The 21,288-nt window shown below is 45.1% G+C and carries 23 protein-coding genes; 12 read left to right on the forward strand and 11 right to left on the reverse strand.

Features of this window, described 5'->3' with window-relative positions:
• Positions 1 to 29: 29 nt before the first annotated feature.
• Complete coding sequence (gene fba / locus MMY95_RS05005; protein ID WP_003641904.1) at positions 30 to 893, reverse strand: class II fructose-1,6-bisphosphate aldolase; 864 nt, start codon at positions 891 to 893, stop codon at positions 30 to 32.
• Between the two features lie 425 nt (positions 894 to 1,318).
• Here fba and MMY95_RS05010 point away from each other — a divergent pair, with 425 nt between their 5' ends.
• Entirely contained in the window at positions 1,319 to 2,686 is a 1,368-nt protein-coding gene (locus MMY95_RS05010; protein WP_003641903.1) for an aldehyde dehydrogenase family protein, read from the forward strand.
• Positions 2,687 to 2,791: 105 nt separating this feature from the next.
• On the opposite strand, the gene MMY95_RS05015 is transcribed toward MMY95_RS05010, so the two are convergent.
• From MMY95_RS05015 to MMY95_RS05040, 6 genes are all read right to left on the reverse strand, one after another.
• Positions 2,792 to 3,805 (reverse strand): ABC-2 transporter permease, encoded by a 1,014-nt coding sequence (locus MMY95_RS05015; protein WP_003641902.1) that lies wholly within the window; start codon positions 3,803 to 3,805, stop codon positions 2,792 to 2,794.
• Positions 3,806 to 3,817: 12 nt separating this feature from the next.
• Entirely contained in the window at positions 3,818 to 4,717 is a 900-nt protein-coding gene (locus MMY95_RS05020) for an ATP-binding cassette domain-containing protein (protein ID WP_241277529.1), read from the reverse strand.
• The gene (locus MMY95_RS05025; RefSeq protein WP_060417914.1) at positions 4,701 to 5,069 is read right to left on the reverse strand and encodes a GntR family transcriptional regulator; all 369 of its coding nucleotides are present in this window, start codon (positions 5,067 to 5,069) and stop codon (positions 4,701 to 4,703) included. Before MMY95_RS05025 ends, MMY95_RS05020 begins: the two co-directional genes overlap by 17 nt.
• Before the next feature lie 259 nt (positions 5,070 to 5,328).
• Positions 5,329 to 5,514 (reverse strand): hypothetical protein, encoded by a 186-nt coding sequence (locus MMY95_RS05030; RefSeq protein ID WP_003641899.1) that lies wholly within the window; start codon positions 5,512 to 5,514, stop codon positions 5,329 to 5,331.
• A gap of 93 nt (positions 5,515 to 5,607) precedes the next feature.
• On the reverse strand, positions 5,608 to 6,135 hold the full coding sequence (locus MMY95_RS05035; RefSeq protein WP_003643743.1) for a GNAT family N-acetyltransferase: 528 nt from the start codon (positions 6,133 to 6,135) through the stop codon (positions 5,608 to 5,610).
• Between the two features lie 3 nt (positions 6,136 to 6,138).
• Positions 6,139 to 6,624 (reverse strand): GNAT family N-acetyltransferase, encoded by a 486-nt coding sequence (locus tag MMY95_RS05040; RefSeq protein ID WP_003641897.1) that lies wholly within the window; start codon positions 6,622 to 6,624, stop codon positions 6,139 to 6,141.
• Between the two features lie 186 nt (positions 6,625 to 6,810).
• Here MMY95_RS05040 and MMY95_RS05045 point away from each other — a divergent pair, with 186 nt between their 5' ends.
• The 6 genes from MMY95_RS05045 (at position 6,811) to MMY95_RS05070 (ending at position 12,098) form a co-directional block, all read left to right on the forward strand.
• A complete protein-coding gene (locus MMY95_RS05045) occupies positions 6,811 to 7,278 on the forward strand; it encodes an ASCH domain-containing protein (RefSeq protein ID WP_003641896.1) in 468 nt (155 codons plus the stop codon).
• A gap of 382 nt (positions 7,279 to 7,660) precedes the next feature.
• Positions 7,661 to 8,203: an XRE family transcriptional regulator gene (locus tag MMY95_RS05050; protein ID WP_003646424.1), complete on the forward strand. Its 543-nt coding sequence runs from the start codon at positions 7,661 to 7,663 to the stop codon at positions 8,201 to 8,203.
• A 70-nt stretch (positions 8,204 to 8,273) separates the two neighbouring features.
• A complete protein-coding gene (locus MMY95_RS05055) occupies positions 8,274 to 9,371 on the forward strand; it encodes an ABC transporter ATP-binding protein (RefSeq protein WP_003646423.1) in 1,098 nt (365 codons plus the stop codon).
• 11 nt (positions 9,372 to 9,382) lie between these two features.
• Positions 9,383 to 10,216 (forward strand): ABC transporter permease, encoded by an 834-nt coding sequence (locus tag MMY95_RS05060; protein WP_003643740.1) that lies wholly within the window; start codon positions 9,383 to 9,385, stop codon positions 10,214 to 10,216.
• A complete protein-coding gene (locus tag MMY95_RS05065) occupies positions 10,216 to 11,031 on the forward strand; it encodes an ABC transporter permease (RefSeq protein WP_003641892.1) in 816 nt (271 codons plus the stop codon). Before MMY95_RS05060 ends, MMY95_RS05065 begins: the two co-directional genes overlap by 1 nt.
• Positions 11,028 to 12,098, forward strand: a complete 1,071-nt coding sequence (locus tag MMY95_RS05070) for an ABC transporter substrate-binding protein (protein WP_003641891.1) — start codon at positions 11,028 to 11,030, stop codon at positions 12,096 to 12,098. Before MMY95_RS05065 ends, MMY95_RS05070 begins: the two co-directional genes overlap by 4 nt.
• A gap of 99 nt (positions 12,099 to 12,197) precedes the next feature.
• Here MMY95_RS05070 and MMY95_RS05075 read toward each other — a convergent pair whose 3' ends face one another.
• The 3 genes from MMY95_RS05075 to MMY95_RS05085 all read right to left on the reverse strand — a co-directional run bounded on the left by MMY95_RS05075 (position 12,198) and on the right by MMY95_RS05085 (position 14,475).
• On the reverse strand, positions 12,198 to 12,530 hold the full coding sequence (locus MMY95_RS05075) for a hypothetical protein (protein ID WP_072540350.1): 333 nt from the start codon (positions 12,528 to 12,530) through the stop codon (positions 12,198 to 12,200).
• A 131-nt stretch (positions 12,531 to 12,661) separates the two neighbouring features.
• Positions 12,662 to 13,864, reverse strand: coding sequence for an NAD(P)/FAD-dependent oxidoreductase (locus MMY95_RS05080; RefSeq protein ID WP_003641886.1), 1,203 nt, complete (start codon positions 13,862 to 13,864; stop codon positions 12,662 to 12,664).
• Positions 13,865 to 14,052: 188 nt separating this feature from the next.
• Positions 14,053 to 14,475 (reverse strand): MarR family winged helix-turn-helix transcriptional regulator, encoded by a 423-nt coding sequence (locus MMY95_RS05085; protein WP_003641885.1) that lies wholly within the window; start codon positions 14,473 to 14,475, stop codon positions 14,053 to 14,055.
• Between the two features lie 73 nt (positions 14,476 to 14,548).
• Here MMY95_RS05085 and MMY95_RS05090 point away from each other — a divergent pair, with 73 nt between their 5' ends.
• Positions 14,549 to 14,992 (forward strand): GNAT family N-acetyltransferase, encoded by a 444-nt coding sequence (locus MMY95_RS05090; RefSeq protein WP_027821529.1) that lies wholly within the window; start codon positions 14,549 to 14,551, stop codon positions 14,990 to 14,992.
• A gap of 126 nt (positions 14,993 to 15,118) precedes the next feature.
• Here MMY95_RS05090 and MMY95_RS05095 read toward each other — a convergent pair whose 3' ends face one another.
• Positions 15,119 to 16,315, reverse strand: coding sequence for an acetate kinase (locus tag MMY95_RS05095; RefSeq protein WP_003643729.1), 1,197 nt, complete (start codon positions 16,313 to 16,315; stop codon positions 15,119 to 15,121).
• Positions 16,316 to 16,503: 188 nt separating this feature from the next.
• On the opposite strand from MMY95_RS05095, the gene MMY95_RS05100 reads away from it, so the two are divergent.
• The 4 genes from MMY95_RS05100 (at position 16,504) to MMY95_RS05115 (ending at position 21,285) form a co-directional block, all read left to right on the forward strand.
• Entirely contained in the window at positions 16,504 to 16,866 is a 363-nt protein-coding gene (locus MMY95_RS05100; RefSeq protein WP_003646418.1) for a hypothetical protein, read from the forward strand.
• 419 nt (positions 16,867 to 17,285) lie between these two features.
• Positions 17,286 to 19,655 (forward strand): ATP-dependent DNA helicase, encoded by a 2,370-nt coding sequence (locus MMY95_RS05105; protein WP_013355155.1) that lies wholly within the window; start codon positions 17,286 to 17,288, stop codon positions 19,653 to 19,655.
• A complete protein-coding gene (locus MMY95_RS05110) occupies positions 19,655 to 20,371 on the forward strand; it encodes a hypothetical protein (protein WP_104795510.1) in 717 nt (238 codons plus the stop codon). Before MMY95_RS05105 ends, MMY95_RS05110 begins: the two co-directional genes overlap by 1 nt.
• Positions 20,368 to 21,285: a sce7725 family protein gene (locus MMY95_RS05115; protein ID WP_015639906.1), complete on the forward strand. Its 918-nt coding sequence runs from the start codon at positions 20,368 to 20,370 to the stop codon at positions 21,283 to 21,285. Before MMY95_RS05110 ends, MMY95_RS05115 begins: the two co-directional genes overlap by 4 nt.
• Positions 21,286 to 21,288: the final 3 nt, after the last annotated feature.

Consider the following 21,288-nt stretch of genomic DNA (forward strand, 5'->3'; position numbering starts at 1 on the left):
AGTCGACTTTTTCTGAATCAAAAATCAAATTATTTAACAGCTGGAGTCTTGAACCAGCCAATCCGTGATGTAACAACATCAACGATGGCCTTCTTACCAGGTGCCAATAACTTACGAGGGTCGTAGCCCTTACCGATTTGGTCTGCGCCAGATTCGATGTAAGCACGAGTTGCATTGGCAAAAGCAACTTGGTTTTCGGTGTTAACGTTAACCTTGCTAATACCCAATTCAACAGCCTTAACGATTTGGTCCTTAGGAATACCAGAACCACCGTGAAGTACCAATGGCATCTTAACGGCTTCTGAGATTTCTTGAAGACGATCGAAGTGTAAGCCAGTCCAGTTTTCTGGGTACTTGCCGTGGATGTTACCAATCCCAGCGGCTAAGATGTCGATACCAGTAGCAGCTAAAGTCTTAGCTTCTTCAACATCAGCTAATTCACCTTCACCGATGATACCGTCTTCTTCACCACCAATTGAACCAACTTCGGCTTCAACAGAGATGCCCTTAGCATGAGCTAATTTGACGATTTCCTTAGTCTTTTCTAAGTTTTCGGCAAATGGTAGGTCATGACCATCAAACATAACTGATGAGTAACCAACTTCGATACATTCCTTGGCAGCTTCGTAGTTACCGTGGTCTAAGTGCATAACAACAGGAACAGTGATGTTCATGCTTTCCATTTCATCAGCAACTAAGTCCATAACGAGCTTGTAGCCACCCATGTACTTAGCAGCACCCATTGAAACTTGGATAATAACTGGGGTGTTAGTGTCTTGAGCACCCTTCAAGATGCAACGAGTCCATTCAAGGTTGTTTGTGTTGAACGCACCAATAGCATAATGGTTCTTGTATGCGTCTTGTGTCATATCAACAGCATTTACAAATGACATAAAATAACCCTCCTAGGTTAATTAAGAGATACGATTTTTGAATCACATTCATTTTAGCACATTTTACATAGGAGTGATAACCGATTTGTCATATTTATTAACCAACGATTTCCCGTCAATTCTTGCTTATTTGACAACCGCCCGTTTGTAAGCCCTTCCATTTATATAAAATCAGTTACAGATCAAGCCAAAAGTTGCTTCGAATTTAATCAATAATTAATTGTGAATATTATAACAGCAATCCGTTCGGTGAAAATGTAAGCGAACAGTTTATTTACATTTATATACGCTATTAAATCAATAATTATAGTGTTTTAAAAGCAATTTATGAAATTAAATATTAGCTATTTACATTTGTGAAAAAGTATTTATAATAGTGATTGTGAAATAAGAAACAAGTTGATTTTGCATAGGAGGAACCGTGAATGCTGAAAGAAATGGAAGAAACAACCGTATCACGTTCAATCGATCGGTTAGTCTTAAATGCTTCGTTAGCTGCCAACCGTCTTGAAGTCATGGACCAAAGTCAAGTTGATCAGGCTGTCGCTGCCATGGCCCGCGCTGCCCACGCTGCTCGTGGCATGCTGGCCGCTATGGCCGTCGAAGAAACGGGTCGCGGAAATTATCGTGATAAAGTTGCGAAGAACGACTTTGCAGCCAAAAACGTTTATAACTACATCAAGGATGACAAGACGGTCGGTATCATTAATGACGATCCAGTCAGTGGCGTGATGAAAGTTGCTGAACCAGTTGGAATTATTGCGGGGGTCACCCCAGTTACCAACCCAACATCAACCGTCATTTTCAATGCCATGTTAGCATTAAAGACTCGCAATCCCATTATTTTTGGTTTCCATCCCTTTGCACAAAAATCTTGTGTTGAAACTGGCCGAATCATCCGCGATGCTGCTATTGCCGCTGGCGCTCCTAAGGATTGGATTCAGTGGATCAAGACGCCTAGCCTTGAAGCAACCAACACCTTGATGAACCATCCGGGCGTCGCTACCATTATTGCAACTGGCGGTGCCGGCATGGTCAAGACCGCGTATTCAACTGGTAAACCGGCACTCGGTGTTGGCCCTGGTAACGTGCCATGCTTCATCGAGCAAACCGCAGACATTCAACAGGCAGTCAGTGATGTCGTCACTTCCAAGTCATTCGACAACGGCATGATCTGTGCTTCCGAATCAAACTTAATCGTTGCTGATCAGATCTATGATCAAGTTAAACGTGAATTAAGTCACAACGGTGTGTACTTTGTCGGTACCGAGAACTTCAAGGCCTTAGAAGCAACTGTCATGAACCTGGATAAACAGGCTGTTGACCCGAAAGTAGCTGGGCAAACGCCATGGCAAATCGCTCAGTGGGCTGGCTTTGATGTCCCATCCGATACCAAAGTATTAGCAGTTGAGTTGCCTAGCATCGGTGGTGACCAAGTCTTATCACGAGAAAAGTTATCACCAGTCCTCGCCGTCGTTCATGCCAAGGATACTGAGGCCGGCTTCAACCTGATGAAACGCAGCCTAGCACTTGGCGGACTGGGACATACGGCCGCCTTGCATACGACCGACGAAGCTGTTATGAACAAGTTTGCCTTAGAAATGACTGCTTGTCGAGCATTGATCAACGTGCCGTCTTCACAAGGTGCCATTGGTTATAAATATGATAACGTCGCACCATCCTTAACACTCGGTTGTGGAACATGGGGGCATAACTCGATTTCACACAACTTGGAAGATTGGGATCTACTAAATATTAAGACCGTTGCAAAACGCTTAACTAAGATTCGCTAAAGTTTCATCAATCAGGATAATAAATTTAAAATTGCCGCTAACAAATGCGCCCGCTGAAGTCAGTCTGCTTAACTTCAACGGGCGCATTTTAGATTTATGACCAAGTTAAGCCAACTTCTTAACCGTCCACGCATCGCGAAAACGATCCGGTCGGTACAGAAACCACCGCCCCAAACTCCAAGTTAGATAGGCAACGACCAGCGCCATTATAATCCCAGTCGATAATGGCATATGCGCATGATAGTTATCCGTTAGCAACCCTAAAACACCGTTACCAAATTGTGAACAGCAAATTGCAACAATTAGATAAATAATTGAAAAGCCCAGGACGGCTCCGCGCCACTGCGGAAAGCGGAAAAAATCCCCACTATTTTCCAAAGATAAATGCTCAAACGCCCAGCGGTTAAGCAAATACAGGCCGCCACCGATAACACCACAAATCACCCAAGTGGTTAGTAAGCCCCCGGGTTTCCAGCTCGGCAGCTGACCTAAAACATCCACCTGCTCATATTTAAGCTTCGTTAATCCTGCAGCAAGATTGATCAAGCCATCATATGCAAAGGGCAAGCTACAAACGAAGACAAATGTCGCAAGCGCACTCGCAAAGATATGGCCAACCCATAACCCGAACGTAGCGGCTAATAATCCAAACACTAACATTACTGCCAGGATTCCAAGTTCTTCATACAATGTCGTAAGCCAATCAATCCGCACCTGCTGTTTAGCCAACACGCGCCAAGCAATCAGTCCAAAAACAGCTTCCGCCAACATGTATGCGCTGACCAACATCCCAATAAGTAACCCGATCTTACGCCGATAAATTTGCTTTCGAGCGACCGGCAAACTAAATAAATATTGATTAAAATTCGTGAAATTATCGCTTAAGAATAGTGCGACTCCTAGCACCAGACTAACGATGATGGCGACCACCGTTTCCATCCGAAGATGAGTGGCTTCCATCAACGCAAAACTACTGACATTTTGTGCAACATACCGTGACGGATTATGGGCAATACTGTAGCCTTCCTTTATGCCTACTAGTAGTAAGACACCGCCCGCCGTTAATAACAACGTGCGATAGTGGCGCCATAACAACTGCCATAACTTTCGTTTCGTCATTTTATCGTCCCCCTAAGATAATAATTCAAAGTCAGCTTCATCCGTCAGATTAGCCATAAACAAGTCTGCTAATGAGAGTGGTAAATCTTCTTGAAATACCGGGTTAGTTGTCGCTAATTGCGCCTGGACCTCAGCATTATAATCTTCAAACACTACCACGATAACCCGACCAGAAACGTGTACAATATGGCCTAATTGTTTAACAACGGCTGGAATCTGCTTGTCACGATACACTAATTGAACTTTTCGTGCACTTCGTCGCATGGCTTCTAATTGATAGTCATTGACAATGCGACCGTGTTTAAGCATCAACGCGCGGTCAATAACCCCCTCTAATTCAGCCAAATTATGTGACGCAATCACGATTGAACGGTTTCCCGTAGCCACTTCATCAATTAGAATACCAAGAATGTTTTTTCGAATTAGGACATCCAAACCATCTAGCGGCTCATCCAAAAAGAGATACGGCGCTTGCGTCGCAACACTGAGAATGATTGTAAACAAACCAAACATTCCCTTAGAGAAATGGCGTAATTTTTGTTTGGACGTCAGATGATAACGGTCTAACAATTGCGCAAATTTGGCATTATCAAAGTCCGGGTAAGCAGCTTGATAATACCACTGGATTTGCGCAATCGTCGCGCCTTTAAAAAAATTTGCCAGTGGATCAATAAAACACAGTTGCGTCCGCATTTCCGGTTGATCAACAACCTCTTGCCCATCAACCAGGACCTGACCATGATCCGTGAGGTACTGCCCATTGATTGTCCGAAAAAGGGTTGTTTTCCCAACCCCGTTACGGCCAACAACACCGACAATTTGACCTTGACCAAGTCCAATCTCAAAACTAATGCCATCTAACGTCTGGTGATGGTCAATGCGCTTACTTAACTGATTAATCACTAAACTCATTATTTTCCCCCATTTGATCAAGCCAGCCATGCAATTCAGCAATACTGACGCCTCTTTGACCCGCTAGCCTGACAATTTGTGTAAACTGTTCCCGTAATTCTTGTCGGAACAGCGTTGAATCCACCACTTTAACGTACGTGCCTTTTCCCGGAACCGTCTCGATAATTTGCTGTGTCTCCAGTCGCTTATAGGCTTTACTGACCGTATTCGGATTCAGCAAGTGTTGACGAGCCATTTCACGCACCGACGGCAGTTGTTCACCACTTTGTAACACACCATGAGCAATATCTTGTTCAATACCGGTTACTATCTGAGCGTAATACGGTTGTCGGCTTCCATGATCAATTTGCATGGCCCACCTCCATTTAATACACAGTCGTTACTTCGCTTACGTTAAATAGTACAGTATAGTACAGTTATAAACAAGCTAAGAAAACGTTAAAATCAGGCCACTTGTACAGTCCAAACAGTGTCCTTTAGACCTAGTAGGAATAGTCCTCAGCCGTCACGAAAAAAGCCCGTATCTGCCAATCGTGGTAAATACGGGCTTCTATATATACGTGCTCCTGCTAAACAAGCACGATATTAGGTTACGATCTATTGCGAGTCACTTACTTGCGCCGTAATTCCGTTGCGGCGAATTCCATAATCGCCATCAACACAATCAAACTAATCGGAAAAGCAATGACACTAACTGTTAAACTAGCCGTAATTTCAAAGAAGGTAAAAATTACCATTAATAACAATACGGCTGCAATCAACATGCCAGTTTCGGCTTTTCCCCAATGCTTAATCATCGTGTTAACCTCATTTCTATTTATTAGTCATCACGAGTTTAACATGTCTGATATCGCTTACTAGGCCTTATTGCTAAGAGTTCCATGAGAATTCTATTGGAGTAGCCGTGTCATCGTCGTCACCGCTAACCGGCCACCGGCTTTTAAAGGTAAGAACAACTGGTTACCATCTTCAAACCCGAGTTTCTGCCAGAATCTTGCGACCCCTTCATCAGCAGTAACGCGCGTTAGTTGGATCGCCGTTATATTCGCTTGAAGTGCCGCTTGCATCAGTCCGGTTACAATAACTCGGCCCACTGATTTACGTTGGTAAGCCTTATTGACCATGAGTAATCCAACGAATAAAAATTGTTCTTGTGGATACTGATTGAGTACATCTAAAACGGCTACTAAACGGTGTGCTAAGTAAAAACCAAAAACCTGTTTTTGTGCCGCCGCTAGCTCGTCCGGGTGGGCCGTCAAATCATGTTGTACCTCAGTCATCGTTAGTGGTTCCGGTGAGAAATATTGGTGATAGCGCGGATTACTTTGTTCCAGCTTTAGCAATGCTTCCTGGTCAGCTAAAGTTAGTAATCGGATCTCAAAATCCGGTAATTGTGCTTGTAATGTTGCTAATTTCATGATTTAATCCCAGACTTTCTCTAAATTATACCAAGTTTCACCAGCATGTTCGGAGTTCGCCACACCTTGATTAATAAAACCATTACGTTCATAAAACGGAATTAGTCGTTCCAAACAAGTCAACGCCATGCTTGTCCGCCCGTCTGCTTGAGCCTTCTCAGCTAGCGCGGTCAATAATTGACTACCGATCTGTTGGTGACGTGCTAGTGGCGAAACTGCCAACGTGAAAACCAGCTGATGGCCGCCACGTGGCAAGTTAGTCGGTGTCTCTACAAACATCTCATCTTCAATATAGCGGGCACCGACAGCTGGTCCCACGATAAAGCCAAGTACGACTGCACCATCGCGGGCGACCAGAAAAGTATCCGCTAATTTCTCAATGCGTTCGCGATAAGCAGCCTCGCTGCCAGCCTCTGCTTCTGAAAAACCAGATTTTTCGATCGCCATGATTTGTGGTAAATCCAGCATTTTAACAGGTGTAATTTCCATTGATTTTCGCCCTCCAATTCGTACGTATATTATAGCAAATGTCGGTCAATAGTTGACTAACTTAATTTTCCCCCGAAAAACCAGTGTCGAACGTGTCGTTTTCAGAAATGTCATGCTATACTTGAATTGTGAATTCGGTTACATACATCCGAATTCAATAATTCTAATCGAAATTAGGTGACCTTTATGCCCGCTCAATCAGCAGAACAATTATGGCATGCTTATAACGAAAGCACCGACACAAACGGGGCTTCTTATCAAACACGTTGGTTCGGTCAACAAAATAACCCTGCCGAAGTGACTGCTTTAGCCGACGCAATTCTGGCTGGGACGAAGACAGCGACAACCACGCCGCTGGACAGTTATACCGCGGAACAAATTGCCATTCCACAAGTTGGCGACTACAACGTCTTGCTAAATGGTGACATGAAACCGGTCGCGATTCTGAAAACGGTGGTGTCTGAACTCATTCCGTTTTATCGCATCTCGGCGGAACACGCTTACCATGAAGGCGATGGTGATCGCACAATTGGTGATTGGCGCAAGCGTAAGACGGCAGAATTCACCCCGACGTTAGAAGAACACGGCAAAAACCTCTCATCGGACACACCGATGGTCAGTGAAGTTTTTGAAGTCGTTTACCGCGCGGATTAATCAACAACGCTAACGGCCTAAGACGGATGTCTTGGGCTTTTTTATTAGAGTGTGAGGGGCCGCGGGTTGAAGCTGAGCATTGCCTAGCCAGCGGATTAATGCGATTTTTGCATTGATTCGTTGGCGTAGCAAGCGCAGGCTTCAGCGGCACTCCACGAAAAGTCCGTCCACAACGCACCTAATTTATTCACTAACCAAACGACAGTTCCAACCCCTCAACACCACTGTTTCTGGGCGATTTGACCAGACAAGCTGGCAGACTTAAAAAAAGAAGCTGCCAATTGTAAAAAATGCTTGTCACCACGTCATTTTTCATTATAATTAAAGCTCATACTAAACTTATTGTTTAGTTTAACAAAACTACCGATTCGAGGTGAATGTCATGGACATTGGTCAACGCATCCGCAACTTACGGATTCAAAAGCAACTCACGCAAGAAGAATTAGGCGAACGAACTGACCTTAGCAAGGGGTACATATCACAGTTAGAGCACAATCAGTCATCGCCTTCAATGGAGACGTTCTTCGCGATTCTTGAAGTACTCGGTTGTGCCCCCGCTGATTTTTTTGCGGCTGAGCAGCCCACTCACAAAGTGGTCTACCATCCAGCAGATCAGACCACGTATGACGATGAAGCCTTAGGATACCGTGTGAAATGGCTCGTACCCGCGTCTAACGAAAATCAGTTAGAACCGGTCACCGTCACACTGGCACCTAGTGGTCGCTTCAAATCTTTTGAGCCGTCGCCGGCAGAGACCTTTATTATGGTTCAAACCGGCACTTTAAGCTTACAGCTCGGAGCTCAGCAATATACTGCCACGGCGGGAGATACGCTGTACTTCCATGCGACTAAGACGCATCAGATTCGTAATCTTGGCACCACGTCCTGCACGTTCACCTTGGTTACGACCGCGTCCTACTTATAATCATGTCACAACCAATCGAGCTGGTATTAGGTTACACTAGCTTGGTACACGTTTTAAGGAGGTCTTTACTTTGGCGGTTAATACACAACCAATCATTCGATTGACAAATGTCACTAAAAGTTACGGGGAACATCAAGTTTTAAAAAACATCAACTTAGATCTTGAAGCGGGCAAATTCTATACGTTACTCGGTCCGTCTGGGTGTGGTAAAACAACCATTCTGCGTACCATTGCGGGGTTTACGGATGCCACTTCCGGTCAAGTTTACTTTGACGGTCAGGTCATCAACACCCTGCCGGCCAATCAGCGGCAAGTCAACACAGTCTTTCAAGATTACGCCCTTTTTCCACACATGAATGTCGCGGAAAACGTGGCATTTGGCTTGAAATTACACAAAGTTCCCAAGGATGAAATCGAGACGCGGGTCCAAAAAGCACTCGCAATGGTCCAACTAGCCGATCTTGGGGAACGTGAAATCAGTGAGATCTCTGGTGGACAACAACAACGAGTTGCCATTGCCCGGGCACTTGTTATGCAGCCTAAGGTCCTCTTACTCGACGAACCGTTATCGGCTCTCGATGCCAAACTGCGTAAGGATATGCAATATGAGTTGCGGGACCTTCAACAACGCCTGGGCATCACTTTTCTCTTTGTCACCCACGATCAGGAAGAAGCCTTGGCCATGAGTGATGAAATCTTTGTCATGAACGCTGGCGAGATTTTACAAGGTGGGTCCCCAGTTGATATTTACGATGAACCGATCAACCATTTCGTGGCGAACTTCATCGGTGAAAGTAACATTATTCCGGGTAAAATGCTCAAAGATTTTGAAGTAGAATTTGTCGGCAAACAATTCGAATGCGCCGATGCGGGAATGCAGCCTAATGAAGCTGTCGAAGTCGTTCTTCGGCCTGAAGATCTCGACATTGTGGCCGCGAATCAAGGCAAATTAGTCGTCACTGTCGACTCCCAACTATTTCGAGGCAATTATTTCGAAATCGTCGCTTACGATACCGATCATAACGAATGGCTCGTTCATTCAACTAACCCTGCCGCAGAAGGCGAACCGATCGGCCTGACCTTTGACCCACAAGACATTCACGTCATGCGGTTAAACGAGAGCGAAGCTGCTTTTGATGCTCGTCTTGAACAATACGAAGATGATTAGGAGGTGTCAACATGCAACCAAAACAACGATTAAGTCGTAACACCGCCTACTTTATCCCGTACATGTTGTGGATCATCCTCTTCGTCATTGCCCCAGTCCTATTGTTGATCTATCAATCATTCTTCAACATTAACGGGCAATTTACACTGGGCAACTACCAAACGTATTTTTCATCAAATACCTACTTAATGATGACGCTCAACTCTGTCTGGTACGCCTTCTTGATCACACTCGCAACATTATTGATCAGTTATCCGACGGCTTATTTACTCAACGAAACGAAGCATCCGCAGCTGTGGCTGCTCTTAATCATTATGCCAACATGGATCAACTTATTACTTAAGGCGTACGCTTTCATCGGCATTTTTAGTCAAGCCGGCATCGCCAACCAGTTTTTAAGTTTCATCGGAATCGGGCCCAAGCAATTGCTCTTTACTAATTTCAGCTTCATCTTTGTCGCGGCCTATATTCAGATTCCGTTCATGGTCCTGCCCATTTACAACTCAATTAGCGAACTGAACCCATCTTACGTCAATGCTAGTCGGGATCTCGGTGCCACAAATTGGCAGACCTTCAATCGGGTAATTTTCCCACTGACACTCCCCGGTGTGAAGGCTGGCATTCAAGCCGTCTTCATTCCCTCACTGTCACTCTTCATGTTGACCCGCTTAATTGGCGGCAATAAGGTGATTACACTCGGGACTGCGATTGAGGAACACTTCTTGACGACAATGAACTGGGGCATGGGTTCGACGATCGGGGTCGTCCTGATTATTGCGATGGTCATCATCATGTGGCTAACTGGCAGCAGTAAAAAGCGCGCGCGAAAGGGGTTGACGAAATAATGACCTTACGTAACTTCAAGTGGCGCAACTTATACCTGTGGCTTGTTTTCATCGTGCTGTATGCGCCAATTATTTTTCTGGTCGTTTACTCCTTCAGCCAAGGTACGACTATGAACAACTTTCATGGTTTTACCTGGCAACATTACCAAGACTTATTCGCGGATAGCCGTTTAATTGCCATTTTTCTCGACACCATTTTGATTGCGCTCTTATCATCATTATTAGCAACTGTCATTGGCACGCTGGGGGCACTCGGAATCAATAGTATGACCAAACCGATTACCCGCAACACTTTGTTATCGTTGAACAATATCTTGATGGTTTCACCCGACGTCATCATCGGGGCCAGTTTCTTGATTTTCTTTACTGCCCTTAAAATTCCGCTCGGTTTTGGCTCAGTCTTGTTAAGCCATATTGCTTTTTCAATTCCAATCGTGGTCTTGATGGTGCTACCAAAAATTCAAGAAATGAGCACCAGTTTACTGGATGCCGCGGCTGACTTAGGTGCCAACAATTGGCAATTACTCAGCCAAGTCATCGTGCCCTACATCATGCCCGGGATCTTTTCTGGCTTCTTCATGGCCCTGACCTACTCACTCGATGACTTCGCCGTCACTTTCTTCGTGACTGGAAACGGCTTTAGCACGCTGTCGGTTGAAATCTACTCACGGGCCCGTCAAGGCATCAACCTGGAAATCAACGCCCTGTCCGGTCTAATGTTCCTGATGGCACTGGTGTTAGTGATTGGCTACTACTTCATTAACCAATACAGTAGTCGGCACCGGCGGCCAGCAGTTAGGGGGCGGCGAAAGTGAAAAAATTATTAAGCATCATTGTTAGCTTACTAGTCGTCTGTGGCTTACTGGCCTTTGGCGCGCAACGCTTGCAGACGAGCTCTGGTAGTACTGGCAAAAAGGTTTTGAACCTATATACTTGGGGTGACTACATCGACCCCAGCCTGCTCACTAAGTTTCAAAAGCAGACTGGCTATCACGTTAACGTCGAAACTTTCGATAGCAACGAAGCTATGTATACGAAAATCAAGCAAGGCGGCACCAGTTACGATCTGACCGTACCTAGTGATTACATGATTGAAAAAATGAAAAAAGCGCACTTACTCTTACCGCTCGATAAAAGTAAACTGACTGGAATGAAGAATTACGATCCGCGCTTCATGAACTTGGCCTTTGATCAACACAATCGTTACTCAGTCCCATATTTCTGGGGAACGCTTGGTATCATTTATAACGACAAGTACGTTCAGCCGGGCAGTATTCAACACTGGAATGATTTGTGGCAACGAAAATACCATAACAAAATCATGCTGATTGATAGCGCCCGCGACGTAATGGGGTTCGCCCTCGCATCAATGAATCAGTCTATGAACACGACCGATCCAGCCACTCTATTGGCTGCGCGAAACAAGCTTAACCGGCTATCACCAAACGTCAAGGCCGTCGTGGCGGATGAAATTAAAATGTACATGATCCAAAACGAAGCCGCTATCGCGGTCGATTGGTCCGGTGAGGCTAGTGAAATGTTGGCTGGCAATTCACACTTGCATTACGTTGTCCCATCCGAAGGGAGTAACTTGTGGTTTGATAACTTGGTCATTCCTAAAACGGCCAAACACTTTAAGGCGATTTACGCCTTCTTGAACTTTATGAGTGAACCCAAGAACGCCGCCCAAAATGCGGAATATATCGGTTACGCAACACCTAATCGGAAAGCCAAGGCGCTATTACCTAAGGCCATTCGCAACGATCGCCAATTTTACCCAGACAATAACACAATCAAGCATCTTCAAATCTATCAAGATTTATCACCAGCCAAAGTCGGCTTGTATAATGACCGTTATTTGGAATTTAAGATGCATCACTAATCGGATCAGCCTACTTGATTCAAATGACTGGCATCATTAGACAAAAGGACCTGACTTGAAACAGAGTGCTTCAAGTCAGGTCCTTTAATGTCTAGGCGCTTACTGCCATGTCAAGCCACTAATAATTAAAAATTTAATATTCGCGAGCACTACTAGCACTAGTACCAATCCTAAACTGAGCCGATTTAGCCAATAACGATCCGCGGTGGTTGGAAAGACGATAAATTGTAAGTTTAAAATGAGTAGCGCGCAAAACGCACTGCTAGCCAACCACCAAAGTGCGTTAGAAAACAAGGTTATCAGTAAGCTACCCGCTACCACTAGGGTAAACCACGGTTGAATTGGTGTTCGTATTGATTTAGTCGTCATTTTGACCGCCCCCTTATCATGCCTTAATTGTAAGGGGTGCCCGTAAAGTATCGTTAGTCCCAACAGCTGGTTACTTAATTGCCCGAATCAGCAACCAGCTGAGCCATTCGACGGTTAACTAGTCCAAAACAGCCACCACAGAAATTCGATTTCTGTGGTGGCTATTTATCATACTACTGGAATTAATTTAATGATTAATGATATAAGTCAAAACGCCCTTTACTGAAGACCGTTCCTAAATGCGCACTTTCCAAAAGTGAGCGGTCAGTAATAATTTTCTTCAATGCTGATGCCGCGTAGCCATGAACCGGTTTGTTACTACTGAAGATTTCACCAATACCGTCACGATCGCTCAATGAGGCCACGGTCCCACTAGATTCATAGTGGAACGTCGCCGTTGCTTGGTTATGACGCAAAGCGCCAATATTCTTGGCAGCTTGTTCGCCAGCTGCCAGTGCAATTTGAGCTGTGGTTGGATATGGCCGATTGCTTTCGGGATCCATCACTGCAGCGACATCCCCAACAATGAATACTTCGGGATGCCCTTCCAGTGATAAGTCGGGCTTAACTACGACCCGGTTACGGCGCTGATCAAAACCGGAATCAGCAATGACGTGTGAACCACTGACACCAACCGTCCAAATAATAGTGTTAGCCGTAAATTCATGTTCGTTCTTGTCCGCGTCACTGTAAACCACAGCACCCGGTTTGATGGCCTCAATAACGGCACCTAACCGCATTTCGACATTATTCTTTTCCATAAACTTCAAAGCGTAGTCCCGCAATTCCTGCGTAAACATCGGTAAAATTGATGGCATCCGTTCCAAACAAACTAACTTAGCAGCAGGTGTTTGATACTTCGCCTGCAATCTTGGTAACGTCTGGGTCAGTTCACCTAATAATTCGATTCCAGTGAACCCAGCACCACAGACCGCAATCTTCAAATCATTTTTGTCCTTACTGGTACGGTAGGCTTTAAACCGTTCTTCCAAATGTTCATAAACAGCCTGTGAAGTTGCCAAATCATCCATTGGCAAGGCATTTTCATCGGCGCCAGCTACCCCAAATGTTTCTGACTGGAAGCCCAATGCTAATACTAAGTAGTCATAGGTCATTTCAGGATGATCTTCAAAGGTCACTTGTTTTTGTTCAATATCAACGCTCTTGACCGTTGCTTGAACGAACTGGACCCGCTTACCGATAATATCCGGAATCTGATAAGTAATTCGATCAGGTGCGATCGTCCCCGCTGCGACTTCGTGTAAATTAGTCTTCTCCGTATGCGTCGGTGTCTGATCAACAAGAATGATTTCATCCTCAGTTGGTAGACTCTTCTGTAAAAACTTGACGGCTCGCATCCCTGCGTAACCCCCACCTAACACCAAAGTTGTTGCCATGATTTATTAACCCCTTTCATTATTCCTGTTGACTAATGCCGCCTGTCCAGCAATTGTGCTAACCTGCGTTGATCACATTAATCCAGTTATAACTTGATAACTACATGGTACACTCTTCACGCCTAAAATTCAGCTAAAACGCCACGCCATTTTAATTGTTCACAATTAATCTAGTTTAGTGATTAAACTTACTCAATATGCTGGGTGACATTAGCCGTGACTAACGACAGACTTTCAAACAAAACTTGTTGTTGGCCCGGCGTTAACTGCTCACCAACCAAGTCTGCACACCACTGCTCATAAGCATGCAATTCCGGGTACAACGCTTGCCCAGCGCTCGTTGGGTACAAACACCGGACCTTTTTATTCTCTGGATGTGTCTGCTTAATCACGTAACCTTTTTTTATTAAGTTCTGAACGGCGCGATAATTCGTGGTTCGATCCATCTTCATTTGGTCAGCCAATTGACTAAAAAATAGGCCAGGCTGCTCACAAATTCGAATTAAATAAATAAACTGATTGTTATTGAGGCCGTATTTCGCAAAACGTTGATTACCCTCGTTCGTGACGATTCGCGACAACGTGCCCATCAATCTTAATGTTGGTATCATAGAAGCTCCTTTTTATTATTGCATATGCAATCATTTGATGATAAACTTAGCACTATGCTAAGGAGGCATCACCATGTGGTCGATTAAAACATTCTCAGAACTAACAACAACTGAATTATACGCTATTTATGAATTGCGCGTCAAAACGTTTGTTGTTGAACAACAGCGCATCTATCAGGAAGTCGATGATACTGATTTAAAAGCTTATCATGTCTTTAAAACCGTCAATCAAAATATTGTTGCATACGCACGAATCTTTACAGAAGATGACCATCTCTCCTTCGGCCGGGTCGTGGTGGACAAAAACCAACGCAGACAACACTTGGGCGCTGATTTAATGGCCCATATCGAACAGGTCGTACAGGAACACTATGCTGATTTGCCAATTCAAATTGAAGCCCAAGTGCCAGTACAAGGATTTTACCAGCATTTCGGCTTCACTTCGAGCGGTACCCCTTTTCTATTCAACCACACGCCCCACATCAAAATGACTAAACCTGCGCGACAACGCCAATAGCTGAGCACATCACATCGGCACATATGCGGGGACAAGAGCTGACTTAGCGCTATGCTGATTAGAATCCAAAACTCAAAACGCGTGACTCGGACCACAATCCGAATCACGCGTTTTTAATTGACTCATTTATTCAGCTTTAGATAACCGTTCAACGTCACGCACAATCATCAGCTCTTCATTAGTTGGGACAACCATGACCGTTACCGGTTCGTCATCTTTGCTAATAATTTGTTCCTTACCGTGCATATGATTCTTTTCATCATCCACTGTCACGCCAAAGTATCCTAAGGCTTTAGTGACACGTTCGCGGATCATCCATGAGTTTTCACCCACACCAGCCGTGAAGACAAGGGCATCAATCCCGTTCATTTCAGCAATATAGCTGCCGACATACTTCACAACCCGGTTAACAAAAATATCAATTGCTAATTTTGACCGTTCACGGGTATCTTGCGTCTTATCAAGATCACGCATATCAGGTGACAAACCTGAAATACCAAGTAACCCTGACTTATGATTCAGAATGTCAACAAAGTCTTCCACATCAGAGATCCCTAAATGGCGCATCAAGAATGGAATAATTGAAGCATCAATATCACCGGAACGGGTACTCATGGTAATCCCAGCTAGCGGCGTAAAGCCCATTGAAGTGTCGACGGCTTTACCATGATCAAAAGCCGTGATCGAAGCACCCGACCCTAAATGTAATGTCACTAATTTAAGCGAATCCAATGGTTTCCCCAATAGTTGGGCCGTCCGATTAGCAACGTAACGATGACTTGTGCCATGTGCCCCATACTTCCGCGCGCCAAATTTCTCATAATAATCGTAAGGAATACTATATAGGTAATTAACTTTAGGCATATCCGCATACAGCGAAGTGTCAAACACGGCTACTTGAGTCGCTTTTGGTAATAAATCACGGAATACTTCAATATAATAAGCCTGCGTTGGATTATGTAGCGGCGCATACTCAGATAAATCTTTGATTTTTTTCAAGGTTTGCGAGGTAATAACGACAGAGTCTTTGAAATCTTCGCCACCCGCAACAACCCGATGACCAACCCCAGTGATTTCACTAAGATGAGTCACAATATTATCGCTCTTCAGCCGTGTTAAGACCATTGCAGCGGCTTCTTTTGCATCAATTTGGTCCTTAGTTTCAGAATATTTACTACCATCCGCCTTCTTAATTGTGAAAACGGAATCTGGCAATCCCAGCCGATCAACCATTCCCGATGCGATTACCGTTTCTTCGGGAACACTGAAAAGCTTCCATTTTAAAGTTGAACTGCCGGCGTTAATTGCTAAAATTTTTGCCATGACTATTTTTCCTCCATCCATCATCAAGTGTGCCTAATGCCAGTTTAACTAATAGTGGATACGCTTTCAAGGATTTGTTCACAAACTTTCAATTTTCATAACATTGCAAACTTAATTGTCGGCATATTATTTCTTTCATAAGGCGAAATTAGCCTATAATATAGTTAATAGAAAGCGAGGCGATCATGATGAAAAAAACGTTTACTTGGTCCGTCAGCAACGGCTTTGCTGTCCTCCTCCTGACCGTGGGAACAATTCTTGCTATCATCACTCTTGGTATTAGCTTTGGTTCACCAATCAGTGTCGACGCCATGGTCACAGCAGCGGCTCTGTGGCTAGCCGGTGTCGTCTTCTTACATCCAGCCCCTGTGAGAATTCTAATTCCCGTCATCACATTAGTCAGTCTCAGCCTTGGTTACGCCACCTACTTTAGCACGTCCGGTTCATGGTTGCTTGCGATTTTAGCGACCATTATCACAGCCGGCATCATCAGCTACGGTTTTAGTCTCCGCAAGAGTATTCGCCAACACCACAGCCATTGGTACGATTAACTTCCTAGTCTGATTCATTTTCTTCTAAATCAAAATCGTCAATCTAAACATCGCAACAGGCATCGGCGCCCTTATCGCGATGCTTTTTTATTTAGCTTTCAATCCAGATTGTTAACCCGTATCAGTTTTTCAAAGGCAAAAGTGACCAGCTAAAATTCGCTGGAAAAAATTCGGAATAGCATGCACCCGTCTGGCTAGTTCGTCCTACATTGACTCCCAGGCATTTTCGCCAATTGCTGGAACACGACGAGCCCAGATTCAAGCCGCCGAAGCCCGCGTCTTAAATATTGGTCTGCCGCAGCTTAACCATCATTTAAGGCCACATCACAGAGCCCCGCCCGGCATCATCAATCAACAGCAGACAAACACGAACAGATGTTTTATAATAGGAAGCGACTAAATTCAGAAGGGATGCTCCGATGGCAACTAAGATTGGAATTCGACAATTGGTAGAATTCGTCTTGCGACAAGGCGATTTAAATGAAGTAAAGAATAGCCAGAACACTGCGTTGAACGGTGCTAAGATTCATCGTCAGCTCCAGAGTAGTCGTGGTGAAGACTATGATAGCGAAGTTTACCTGAAAAAAATTGTGACGATGAACGATACTGATTACATTATCGCGGGTCGGGCAGACGGGATTCAGTTAAATGATGATGGGGCGTTGATTGAAGAAATCAAAACATCCGATCAAGTCTTCGAGGACTTAAGTACCAACACGTTGACACTTTACTGGGGGCAGATCAAAGTCTACGGTTACCTGTTACTGCAAGAACATCCCGATCTTGAGCAGGTCACGTTGCAACTGACCTACTTTCAAGTCATCAATGAAAAAATCACGAAGACCCAGCAAATCCTTCACCGGGCTGAACTAGACGCATTCTTCCACGACTTAATTACAGAATATGAATACTGGTTGACATTACGAGCCGATTTACGACGACAACGAAATGCTTCTATTGAAGACTTGCCATTTCCGTTTCCAGCTTTTCGGCCGGGCCAACATGAATTGGCTGGCGCTGTTTATAAGACGATTCGGTTGCAAAAACGCCTCTTTGTCGAAGCACCAACTGGGACGGGGAAAACGATCTCAACGCTATTTCCGGCCATCAAAGCAATGGGCGAAGACGTGATTGAGCGCCTCTTTTATCTGACCGCTAAGCAAAGTACGCGCCACGTTGCTGAAGAAGCGGTCACGCTAATGAGTCATGACGGACTCAAACTGAAAAGCATTACGCTAACTGCCAAGGATCAGATTCGGTTTCCCGAGGAACAAGATGTACTTCCGGAAGATAATCCTTATATGATTGGCTACTACGACCGACTTAAACCAGCACTCAAGGATCTGTTGACCCATGAAGACCAGATTACCCGTTCCGTGATTGAACAGTATGCTCGCAAGCATACTGTCGATCCGTTTGAATTTTCACTCGACACGTCGCTCTTCTGTGATGTGATTATTTGTGACTACAACTATCTTTTTGACCCATTAGTCTATTTACAACGGTTCTTTAGCGAACGTGATGACGACAACTTTTTCCTTGTCGATGAAGTCCACAACCTTGTTAGTCGCTCCCGTGATATGTACTCTGCGGCCGTTAGTGACCAGCCAATCAGTGCGTTGTTAAAATTAGCCAAGCCCGATAAAAGTCAGCCGAGTGACGACTTACAACGCGAACTCAAGAAAGTCCGGCGTAGTTTTACGCGCATCAGTAAAACCTTGATTGATGACCAAGTAACGGAACAGGTGCTACCTGATCCCCCGGACAAATTATTACGCACCCTCAGAACATTTAATGAATTTGTGACTGACTGGTTGGCGCAACAAAAGCCGGGGCCACTGCTCGACGCCGTCCATGACTATTTCTTCGCCTGTCTGACCTTTGTTAAAATTGGCGACCTATATGATGGCAGCTACCAGACGCGCTTCGTCCTTGACGGTCATCACTTAACGATCAAGGAACTCTGCCTAGATCCCAGTGACTTTCTTAATCGGTCATTAGAGCTCGGCAGTGGTGCTGTCCTATTTTCTGCGACGCTGACCCCGATGGCTTACTACCAGCGGGTGCTTGGCGGTGAAGCCAACAGTTTGGCCTACCAGCTTCCATCACCATTTCCACCAAAACATCAGGCCATTCTCGTCACCCAGTACGTCCAGACAACGTATCACGAACGCGAACATAACGTGCCCCGGATTATTGCCAGCTTGCACGCCATGTTGACGGCTAAACGTGGCAACTACCTCGTGTTCTTTCCGTCGTATGGCTATCTGTTGCAGATCAAAACTGCCTTTGAAGCCGCCTACCCTGATGTGGCAACTACCGCCCAAGCCTCGACGATGGATGCAACTGCCCGGCAGACCTTTTTGAACCAGTTTCAGTCAGCACCCTCGCAAACCTTACTCGGTTTCTGCGTACTGGGTGGTATCTTCTCCGAAGGCATTGACTTACGTGGCGACCGTTTGATTGGAGTCGCTATCGTCAGTGTCGGTCTGCCGGGTATCAACCCTGAAACGAACTTGATTCGTGACTACTACGACCATCAAAACGGCTTAGGATTCGCCTACGCTTACCAACTGCCAGGCATGAACAACGTCTTACAGGCTGCTGGCCGCCTGATCCGCAGTGCCAAGGACACCGGAATCGTTCTCTTGTTAGACCAACGCTTCGCTAGTCGGCGCTACACAGATTTATTTCCAGCACATTGGCAGTACTATCAGACGATCCAATCAGTCCCGCAGCTCGAAGCAACGATTGCCAACTTTTGGCACCAAATGGAGGTGACTCATTAATGAAGACTAAATTAACTAAACAACTTGAAAGTACTCTCTATCAGTACTGTCTAGAACAGGGCGCCTACGTGGTTGAAGAAGTTGCGATACCCGCTGATAAAGGGATCGTTGATACATTAAGCTATCAACAACTCCCCGATGGTCAGATTGAATGGCGTTGCTACGAATTGAAAGTCACCAAAGCAGATTTTCATTCAAAGGCCAAACTTTCATTTATCGGTCATTACAATTACTTTGTCTTGCCGCAACAACTTTACCTAGAAGTTCAATCGGAAATTCCAGACCATATTGGTGTATTGATCTACCGTGCTTTTGATCAGCGGGCCCTAGAGCTCGCACCCCAACCGTTGCGAACGCCTGGTTTCCTAACTGTCGCTAAGAAAGCCCAACGCCAAGACTTACAAGTCGAGCAAACGCCCCTTATCAGTCACTTTATCACATCGCTCTTTCGTGAGGTCGATAAAGCCAAGCGTGTGAAGAAAGGACTACAGCTCTACTCTGATGATCAACTCTTCAAAGAATTACGCAAACGGGCCCGCACCGGCTACGACGTTTATGATCCTGAACAAAACTTGTACGATCGCTTCATCGATGACACCCAGAATGACGCGGTGACTGCGCTACAAACAGAATTAGATGCCCGCAATGCCGAATATCAGACACTCAAACTAAAATATCAGGCGCTAACGGCACCAGATCTGCGTGACCAGTTATGAGCACTTACTACCCCTATCTACGTGGACGGATGTATGATTTGTTAGCCTTAAGAACATTGTGCGAGCAACACCAACTTGGCCCACACATCATCCCAGTAATTGAACCAGTCCGTGACTCCAAAGAATTACAACAAATAGTCACGACTTTTATTGAAGCCCAACAACCATTTAGCATTATTGCGAATCCCCAAGTGAGTGTCTATGGTCTTAATACCGTTAAGCTCCATCCACTTCCGGATCTGCGTCCCTACCCATTTTACCGGCCGGGCGCAATTCTTGCGGCTGATTTTAGTCGCGACTTTCTGACAACCACTCCTGGTCAAACAAGCTTGCTCATCGCGCCTAACTATCCGTTGCTTAAGGCCTATCAGCATACGACCACTTTACAGCATGCTGGTCATGTCCTAATCCCTGATGAAGCGCGTTTGCACCAACTATTACCACAACACGCGGTCTTATTGACTGATCCCGTGGCAACCCCAGCGCACGTTGCGGACTATCAAGAAATAACTGACGCCTATTTTGCCCCCGCTAACTGGCACCAAACACCGGTTGGCTTTGATGGTTTTGGCGATTACTCACTCATGGGCCGACCCTATTTTGACCACGGTATGCCATCACGCGCAATTGCATTACATCTTATTTATGTTACGGTTAACGGTGACCTGCGCATCCATCATTTTGTTTCGGACAGCAATGCCAATATGCGTGGTCAAAAGCAAAAGTTTTTTGAAGCATTAACAAAGCTCACCGACTGGGCACCCGCACACCTGACGGGACTCAATCGCACCCCCGCGCTTGCCACCCTATTGGCCTACGCTGAGGGTGATAAATTCCCAGGGTTAGGAATAATTAAGAAATTAGCAATCATGCACCACTTTCAATTGATGCACCGACTACTAGCACTGAATTGAGGA

Origin of the sequence: Lactiplantibacillus sp. ME-2 (assembly GCF_022549155.1) — a bacterium.
Taxonomy (GTDB): domain Bacteria; phylum Bacillota; class Bacilli; order Lactobacillales; family Lactobacillaceae; genus Lactiplantibacillus; species Lactiplantibacillus plantarum.

What these genes read in the sequence shown, in the direction of transcription:
- fba (WP_003641904.1), bottom strand. Translation starts at nt 893, where the DNA reads ATGTCATTTGTAAATGCTGTTGATATGACACAAGACGCATACAAGAAC.
- MMY95_RS05010 (WP_003641903.1), top strand. Translation starts at nt 1,319, where the DNA reads ATGCTGAAAGAAATGGAAGAAACAACCGTATCACGTTCAATCGATCGG.
- MMY95_RS05015 (WP_003641902.1), bottom strand. Translation starts at nt 3,805, where the DNA reads ATGACGAAACGAAAGTTATGGCAGTTGTTATGGCGCCACTATCGCACG.
- MMY95_RS05020 (WP_241277529.1), bottom strand. Translation starts at nt 4,717, where the DNA reads ATGAGTTTAGTGATTAATCAGTTAAGTAAGCGCATTGACCATCACCAG.
- MMY95_RS05025 (WP_060417914.1), bottom strand. Translation starts at nt 5,069, where the DNA reads ATGCAAATTGATCATGGAAGCCGACAACCGTATTACGCTCAGATAGTA.
- MMY95_RS05030 (WP_003641899.1), bottom strand. Translation starts at nt 5,514, where the DNA reads ATGATTAAGCATTGGGGAAAAGCCGAAACTGGCATGTTGATTGCAGCC.
- MMY95_RS05035 (WP_003643743.1), bottom strand. Translation starts at nt 6,135, where the DNA reads ATGAAATTAGCAACATTACAAGCACAATTACCGGATTTTGAGATCCGA.
- MMY95_RS05040 (WP_003641897.1), bottom strand. Translation starts at nt 6,624, where the DNA reads ATGGAAATTACACCTGTTAAAATGCTGGATTTACCACAAATCATGGCG.
- MMY95_RS05045 (WP_003641896.1), top strand. Translation starts at nt 6,811, where the DNA reads ATGCCCGCTCAATCAGCAGAACAATTATGGCATGCTTATAACGAAAGC.
- MMY95_RS05050 (WP_003646424.1), top strand. Translation starts at nt 7,661, where the DNA reads ATGGACATTGGTCAACGCATCCGCAACTTACGGATTCAAAAGCAACTC.
- MMY95_RS05060 (WP_003643740.1), top strand. Translation starts at nt 9,383, where the DNA reads ATGCAACCAAAACAACGATTAAGTCGTAACACCGCCTACTTTATCCCG.
- MMY95_RS05065 (WP_003641892.1), top strand. Translation starts at nt 10,216, where the DNA reads ATGACCTTACGTAACTTCAAGTGGCGCAACTTATACCTGTGGCTTGTT.
- MMY95_RS05080 (WP_003641886.1), bottom strand. Translation starts at nt 13,864, where the DNA reads ATGGCAACAACTTTGGTGTTAGGTGGGGGTTACGCAGGGATGCGAGCC.
- MMY95_RS05085 (WP_003641885.1), bottom strand. Translation starts at nt 14,475, where the DNA reads ATGATACCAACATTAAGATTGATGGGCACGTTGTCGCGAATCGTCACG.
- MMY95_RS05090 (WP_027821529.1), top strand. Translation starts at nt 14,549, where the DNA reads ATGTGGTCGATTAAAACATTCTCAGAACTAACAACAACTGAATTATAC.
- MMY95_RS05095 (WP_003643729.1), bottom strand. Translation starts at nt 16,315, where the DNA reads ATGGCAAAAATTTTAGCAATTAACGCCGGCAGTTCAACTTTAAAATGG.
- MMY95_RS05100 (WP_003646418.1), top strand. Translation starts at nt 16,504, where the DNA reads ATGAAAAAAACGTTTACTTGGTCCGTCAGCAACGGCTTTGCTGTCCTC.
- MMY95_RS05105 (WP_013355155.1), top strand. Translation starts at nt 17,286, where the DNA reads ATGGCAACTAAGATTGGAATTCGACAATTGGTAGAATTCGTCTTGCGA.
- MMY95_RS05110 (WP_104795510.1), top strand. Translation starts at nt 19,655, where the DNA reads ATGAAGACTAAATTAACTAAACAACTTGAAAGTACTCTCTATCAGTAC.
- MMY95_RS05115 (WP_015639906.1), top strand. Translation starts at nt 20,368, where the DNA reads ATGAGCACTTACTACCCCTATCTACGTGGACGGATGTATGATTTGTTA.